This window comes from Pseudomonas sp. (genome assembly GCF_049653025.1).
Lineage (GTDB): Bacteria > Pseudomonadota > Gammaproteobacteria > Pseudomonadales > Pseudomonadaceae > Aquipseudomonas.
Window position 1 is genome coordinate 22,353 of sequence record NZ_JBASFM010000015.1, and the last position, 6,000, is coordinate 28,352.

Here is a 6,000-nt window from a genome sequence, read left to right on the forward strand (position 1 = left end):
CAATCTGTCCTGCGCTTTCTCGCCTGATCTGTACCTTGTTTGCCTGCTTGGCGCGTTTTAGCATCGGGGTTTAGCTCCGTCTAAGGACAGCCCGCCATGCCCGTTATCGACTTGCGCAGCGACACCGTTACCCAGCCGACCCCCAGTATGCGCGAGGCCATGCAAGCCGCCGAACTGGGTGATGACGTGTATGGCGAAGACCCCACGGTTAACCGCCTGGAGCAGTTTCTGGCCGCCGAGTTGGGCTTTGCTGCCGCGCTGTTCGTGCCGACCGGCACCATGAGCAACCTGCTCGGGCTGATGGCCCATTGCGAGCGTGGCGACGAGTACATCGTCGGCCAGCAGGCACACACCTATAAATACGAAGGCGGCGGCGCGGCGGTACTCGGCTCGATCCAGCCGCAACCCATCGATGGCGAAGCCGATGGCTCGCTCGACCTGGCCAAGGTCGAAGCGGCAATCAAGCAGGATGACTTCCACTTCGCCCGCACCCGCCTGCTGGCGCTGGAAAACACCATGCAGGGCAAGGTGCTGCCACTGGCGTATCTGCAGGCCGCGCGCGAACTGACCACACAGCGCTGCCTGGCCCTGCATCTGGATGGTGCGCGTTTGTATAACGCCGCGGTTAAGCTGGGCGTGCCTGCGCGGGAGATTACCCAGTACTTCGATTCTGTGTCGGTGTGTTTGTCCAAAGGCCTTGGCGCGCCAATCGGTTCGGTGCTGTGCGGTTCAGTCGAGCTGATCTGCAAGGCGCGGCGTCTGCGCAAGATGGTCGGCGGCGGCATGCGCCAGGCCGGCATGCTCGCCGCCGCCGGCTTGTATGCCCTGCAACATCAGGTGGAACGTTTGGCCGACGATCACGCCAATGCCGAGCGCCTGGCGGCGGGCTTGCGTGAGTTGGGTTACAGCGTGGAGCCGGTGCAGACCAATATGGTTTACGTTCAGATTGGCGAGCGGGCCGGCGCATTGAAGGCCTTCTGTGCCGAGCGCGGGATCACGCTGAGCGCTGCGCCGCGGCTGCGCATGGTCACGCACCTGGATATTTCGCCTGCGGATATCGATCAGGTGGTCGCGGCCTTCGCCGAATTTCGTCGGAATTGATTGTCTTGGAGCGATGAATAGTCGCTCTCTATCAATAAAGGCACTAGCCCCCTAGCGTAGGCCCGATATAATGCGGCCCTTTGCCGGCTTTGTCGTGGCCGCTGGTTTTTGGAAGATTCCTATGAAAAGCGCAGAAATCCGTGAAGCCTTCCTCAGCTTCTTTGAACAGAAGGGACACACCCGTGTCGCCTCCAGCTCCCTGATTCCGGGTAACGACCCGACGCTGCTGTTCACCAACGCCGGGATGAACCAGTTCAAGGACTGCTTCCTTGGCCTGGAAAAGCGCGCCTACACCCGCGCCACCAGCAGCCAGAAGTGCGTACGCGCCGGCGGTAAGCACAACGACCTGGAAAACGTCGGTTACACCGCGCGTCACCACACTTTCTTCGAGATGCTGGGCAACTTCAGCTTCGGCGACTATTTCAAGCGCGACGCCATTCATTACGCCTGGGAGTTCCTCACCGGCGACAAGTGGCTGAACCTGCCGAAAGAAAAACTCTGGGTCACGGTCTACGCCAGCGATGACGAGGCCTACGAGATCTGGAACAAGGAAATCGGCGTGCCGACCGAGCGGATGATCCGCATCGGCGACAACAAGGGCGCGCCGTACGCCTCGGACAACTTCTGGGCAATGGGCGACACCGGCCCGTGCGGCCCGTGCACCGAAATCTTCTTCGACCACGGCGACCATATCTGGGGCGGCCCGCCCGGCTCGCCAGAAGAAGACGGCGACCGCTATATCGAGATCTGGAACAACGTATTCATGCAGTTCAACCGTACGGCTGACGGCGTGATGCATCCGCTGCCGGCGCCGAGCGTGGACACCGGCATGGGCCTGGAGCGCATCAGTGCGGTGCTGCAGCACGTCAACTCGAACTACGAGATCGACCTGTTCCAGAGCCTGCTGAATGCGGCGGCCAAGGCCATCGGCTGCGCCAACGAAGCCCAGGCTTCGCTGAAAGTGGTGGCTGACCATATCCGCTCGTGCGGCTTCCTGATCGCCGATGGCGTGACGCCGTCCAACGAAGGTCGTGGCTATGTGCTGCGCCGCATCATCCGCCGCGCTTGCCGTCACGGTAACAAGCTGGGTGCCAAGGGCAGCTTCTTCTACCAGATCGTTGCTGCGCTGGTCGGCGAGATGGGCGAGGCCTTCCCTGAGTTGAAACAGCAGCAGGCGCATATCGAGCGCGTGCTGAAAACCGAAGAAGAGCAGTTCGCCAAGACCCTGGAGCAGGGCCTGAGAATTCTCGAGCAGGATCTGGCCGAGCTGAAAGGCACGGTGATTCCGGGTGAAGTGATCTTCAAGCTGTACGACACCTTCGGTTTCCCGATGGACCTGACCGGCGACATCGCCCGTGAGCGTGAGCTGACCCTGGATGAAGAGGGCTTCGAGCGCGAGATGCAGGCGCAGCGCGAGCGTGCCCGTTCGGCCAGCTCGTTCGGCATGGACTACAACAGCCTGGTCAAGGTCGACAGCGAAACGGCGTTCCTTGGCTACCAGGGCACCAGCGGCAGCGGCAAGATCATTGCGCTGTTTCAGGCCGGTAAGGCGGTGGACAGCCTGAGCGAAGGCGAGGAGGGCGTGGTAGTCCTCGACCAGACACCGTTCTACGCCGAATCCGGTGGCCAGGTCGGTGACTGCGGCTTCCTTGAAGGCGCAGGTGTGCGTTTTGACGTGCGCGACACCACCAAGGCTGGTGGCGCATTTCTGCATCACGGCGTTGCAGTCAAAGGCGGCTTGAGTGTTGGCACCTCGGTCAAGGCTGAAGTGGACGCCAGCGTGCGCCAAGCCACTGCGCTCAATCACTCGGCGACTCACTTGCTGCACGCGGCCCTGCGCCAGGTGCTGGGTGAGCACGTGACCCAGAAGGGCTCGCTGGTCGACAGTCAGCGCCTGCGTTTTGACTTCAGCCACTTCGAGGCCATTACCCCGGCGCAATTGAAGGCGCTGGAAGACATCGTCAACCGCGAAGTGCGCGGCAATACAGAAGTCGAAACCCAGGAAACCGATATCGAAACCGCCAAGGCCAAGGGTGCCATGGCGTTGTTCGGTGAGAAGTACGGCGACAACGTGCGTGTGCTGAGCATGGGTGGCGATTTCTCCGTCGAGCTCTGTGGCGGCACCCACGCCAAGCGTACCGGCGATATCGGCGTATTCAAGATCACCAGCGAAAGCGGTGTGGCGGCTGGCGTGCGTCGAATTGAAGCAGTCACCGGCGCGGCAGCGTTTGCTTACTTGAACGGCGCGGAAGAGCAGCTGAAAGAAGCCGCGGCGCTGGTCAAAGGCAGTCGAGACAACCTGCTGGACAAGCTTGCCGGTGTGCTGGAGCGCAACCGTCAGCTGGAAAAAGAGCTTGAGCAGCTCAAGGCCAAGGCTGCCAGCGCGGCAGGCAATGACCTGGCCGGTTCGGCTGTCGACGTCAAAGGCATCAAGGTGCTGACGGCGCGTCTCGATGGTCTGGACGGCAAGGCCCTGCTGGCCATGGCCGATCAGTTGAAGAACAAGCTCGGCAGCGCAGTGATCCTGCTGGGTGGCGTACAGGACGACAAAGTCGTGCTGGTGGCCGGCGTGACGCAGGACCTGACCGCCAAGCTGAAGGCTGGCGATCTGATGAAGCAAGCCGCTGCGGCAGTCGGTGGTAAGGGCGGCGGTCGTCCAGACATGGCGCAAGGTGGCGGTGTCGATGCGGCTGCGCTGGATGGCGCTCTGGCGTTGGCCGTTACCTTTGCCGAACAAGGTCTGTAAGTACCTGATTGCTTGAGTGCAACGACCAAGGTCCGGTATACGCCCGGCGGGCCTTGGCAGGGTATTGAGTTGTATGTTTAATGGGCGCCCTTCACGGGCTGAGGCGGCTTTGAAATGGCTTTGATCGTACAGAAATTTGGCGGCACCTCCGTCGGCACTGTTGAGCGTATTCAGCAGGTGGCCGCGAAGGTGAAGAAATTCCGCGAAAACGGCGATGACATTGTGGTTGTGGTTTCCGCCATGAGCGGTGAAACCAATCGCCTGATCGATCTGGCCAAACAGGTCAGTGATGGTCAGCCGGTACCGCGTGAACTCGACGTGATGGTCTCTACTGGCGAGCAGGTGACGATTGCCTTGCTGGCCATGGCGCTGATCAAGATTGGCGTGCCGGCGGTGTCCTATACCGGCAATCAGGTGCGTATCCTGACGGACAGCGCGCACAACAAAGCGCGCATCCTGCAGATCGATGACCAGAAACTGCGTGCCGACCTCAAGGCCGGTCGTGTGGTGGTGGTCGCTGGTTTCCAGGGCGTGGATGAACACGGCAATATCACCACCCTCGGTCGCGGCGGCTCCGACACCACGGGTGTGGCGCTGGCGGCGGCCTTGAAGGCTGACGAATGCCAGATCTACACCGACGTCGATGGCGTCTACACCACCGATCCGCGCGTAGTGCCGCAGGCTCAGCGCCTGGAAAAGATCACCTTCGAAGAGATGCTGGAAATGGCCAGCCTCGGCTCCAAGGTGCTGCAGATTCGCTCGGTGGAGTTCGCCGGCAAGTACAACGTCCCGCTGCGCGTGCTGCACAGCTTCCAAGAGGGTCCGGGCACCCTCATTACCCTTGATGAAGAGGAATCCATGGAACAGCCGATCATCTCCGGCATCGCTTTCAATCGCGACGAAGCCAAGCTGACCATCCGTGGCGTACCGGACATCCCGGGCGTGGCGTTCAAAATTCTCGGCCCGATCAGTGCTGCGAACATCGAAGTGGACATGATCGTGCAGAATGTTGCGCACGATAACACCACCGATTTCACCTTCACCGTACACCGTAACGACTACACCGCAGCGCAGCAGGTGCTGGAAAACACTGCCCGCGAGCTGGGTGCACGCGAAGTGATTGGCGACACCAAGATTGCCAAGGTGTCGATCGTTGGCGTCGGCATGCGTTCGCATGCCGGCGTTGCCAGTCGCATGTTCGAGGCGCTGGCCAAGGAAAATATCAATATCCAGATGATCTCCACCTCGGAGATCAAAGTCTCCGTGGTGATCGAGGAGAAATATCTGGAGTTGGCGGTGCGCGCCCTGCACACTGCTTTCGAACTGGATGCCCCGGCCCGTCAGGGCGACTGAGGCATTATCCGAAAGGCGCGGTTTATCCCGCGCCTTTTGTCTTTTTGGTTGGCATGAGCAGGAACTTTCTTTCTGCTCACACTGGTCAATACTTGGGTGAAGGCTCTGCTTGAGATGTTCGGGGCTGCCATCATTTTGTTTTTTGCAGACTGCTGTTGTCCTGAACTGATATCCGTAAGGAGAAAGGAATGCTGATTCTGACTCGCCGGGTCGGAGAGACCCTGATGGTGGGTGACGAAGTCACTGTCACCGTGTTGGGCGTTAAAGGTAATCAGGTGCGCATTGGCGTTAACGCGCCGAAAGAGGTAGCGGTGCACCGCGAAGAAATTTACCAGCGCATCCAGAAAGAGAAAGGCGAAGAACCAAGCCACTAATTTTTATCGAAATTTTGGCTTTGCAAACGGGGAAAACATGGTTATCATGCGCCCCGTGTTGCGGAGAGGTGGCCGAGTGGCCGAAGGCGCTCCCCTGCTAAGGGAGTACATCTCAAAAGGGTGTCGGGGGTTCGAATCCCCCCTTCTCCGCCATTATTTAGTGCTGTAGGCGTTGATGTTGGAAGTCTGCAGTGCAAGCGTTACATGCACTCATAGCTCAGCTGGATAGAGTACTCGGCTACGAACCGAGCGGTCGGAGGTTCGAATCCTCCTGAGTGCACCAAATCGGAATGGCTTGCAGTGATGCAGGCCATTTTGTTTCAGCCAGCGGTGATCTGGTTAAAAAGCGCCATTTGCACTCATAGCTCAGCTGGATAGAGTACTCGGCTACGAACCGAGCGGTCGGAGGTTCGAATCCTCCTGAGT

At 59.9% G+C, this 6,000-nt stretch carries 4 protein-coding genes and 2 tRNA genes; all 6 read left to right on the forward strand.

The annotated features are described in order from the left end of the window. Nucleotides 1-96: 96 nt before the first annotated feature. Nucleotides 97-1,101 (forward strand): low-specificity L-threonine aldolase, encoded by a 1,005-nt coding sequence (gene ltaE, locus WBK23_RS11765; protein ID WP_424484138.1) that lies wholly within the window; start codon nucleotides 97-99, stop codon nucleotides 1,099-1,101. A 121-nt stretch (nucleotides 1,102-1,222) separates the two neighbouring features. Then, the gene (alaS, locus tag WBK23_RS11770; protein ID WP_424484139.1) at nucleotides 1,223-3,847 is read left to right on the forward strand and encodes an alanine--tRNA ligase; all 2,625 of its coding nucleotides are present in this window, start codon (nucleotides 1,223-1,225) and stop codon (nucleotides 3,845-3,847) included. 114 nt (nucleotides 3,848-3,961) lie between these two features. After that, nucleotides 3,962-5,200 (forward strand): aspartate kinase, encoded by a 1,239-nt coding sequence (locus WBK23_RS11775; protein WP_304868001.1) that lies wholly within the window; start codon nucleotides 3,962-3,964, stop codon nucleotides 5,198-5,200. Between the two features lie 188 nt (nucleotides 5,201-5,388). After that, a complete protein-coding gene (csrA, locus tag WBK23_RS11780) occupies nucleotides 5,389-5,574 on the forward strand; it encodes a carbon storage regulator CsrA (RefSeq protein ID WP_025165378.1) in 186 nt (61 codons plus the stop codon). Nucleotides 5,575-5,636: 62 nt separating this feature from the next. Beyond that, nucleotides 5,637-5,727: transfer RNA gene (locus WBK23_RS11785), tRNA-Ser, on the forward strand. Nucleotides 5,728-5,780: 53 nt separating this feature from the next. After that, nucleotides 5,781-5,857, forward strand: a tRNA-Arg gene (locus WBK23_RS11790). Nucleotides 5,858-6,000 lie beyond the last annotated feature (143 nt).

What these genes read in the sequence shown, in the direction of transcription:
- ltaE (WP_424484138.1), top strand. Translation starts at nt 97, where the DNA reads ATGCCCGTTATCGACTTGCGCAGCGACACCGTTACCCAGCCGACCCCC.
- alaS (WP_424484139.1), top strand. Translation starts at nt 1,223, where the DNA reads ATGAAAAGCGCAGAAATCCGTGAAGCCTTCCTCAGCTTCTTTGAACAG.
- WBK23_RS11775 (WP_304868001.1), top strand. Translation starts at nt 3,962, where the DNA reads ATGGCTTTGATCGTACAGAAATTTGGCGGCACCTCCGTCGGCACTGTT.
- csrA (WP_025165378.1), top strand. Translation starts at nt 5,389, where the DNA reads ATGCTGATTCTGACTCGCCGGGTCGGAGAGACCCTGATGGTGGGTGAC.